A 635-nucleotide genomic window follows, 5' to 3' on the forward strand; every position below is an offset into this window, starting at 1 on the left:
GCAGCCCGTGTTGGGCTTTTTGCCGCTCGTTACATCCACGCGTGGCGTGGATCTACAACACTGCAACAACGACCAAAGGCCGGGGGCTTACGCCCCCAGCCTTGGCTGCATCGCCGCGAATCGGTGACGATGCAAGGTAACTGCTTACTTGACTTCGACAGTCGCGCCAGCAGCTTCCAGGTCCTTCTTCATCTTCTCGGCTTCGTCCTTCGAAGCGTTGTCCTTCAGGACGCCGCCGGCTTCGGCCAGGTCCTTCGCTTCCTTCAGGCCCAGGCCGGTGATGGCGCGGACGGCCTTGATGACTTCGACCTTCTTCTCGCCGGCAGTCTTCAGGGTGACGACGAATTCGGTCTGCTCTTCAACAGCAGCAGCCGGGCCAGCGGCAGCAGCCACGGCAACCGGAGCAGCGGCGGAGACGCCGAACTTCTCTTCGATGGCCTTGACCAGCTCCATCACTTCCATCAGGGACTTCTCGGCGATGGCGTCGACGATCTGTTCGTTGGTAAGGGACATGATTAATACCTTTGGATGATTTTCTGGGTTGAGGTTCCGTCAGGAACCACGGTAAGTCGAAACTCAGGCGGTCTCGGCGGCCGGCTCGGCAGCGTCGGCGGCGACGTCGCCACCACCCTGCT

At 60.9% G+C, this 635-nt stretch carries 1 protein-coding gene; it reads right to left on the reverse strand.

Translation table 11 applies throughout. The features are described 5' to 3' along the window. Positions 1–144: 144 nt before the first annotated feature. Positions 145–513, reverse strand: coding sequence for a 50S ribosomal protein L7/L12 (gene rplL / locus DAI20_RS19675; RefSeq protein WP_014036098.1), 369 nt, complete (start codon positions 511–513; stop codon positions 145–147). Between the last annotated feature and the right edge of the window lie 122 nt (positions 514–635).

Origin of the sequence: Planctomonas deserti, assembly GCF_003067705.1 — a bacterium.
GTDB lineage: Bacteria > Actinomycetota > Actinomycetes > Actinomycetales > Microbacteriaceae > Planctomonas > Planctomonas deserti.

Coding starts and splice junctions, on each gene's coding strand:
- rplL (WP_014036098.1), bottom strand. CDS start 513: ATGTCCCTTACCAACGAACAGATCGTCGACGCCATCGCCGAGAAGTCC.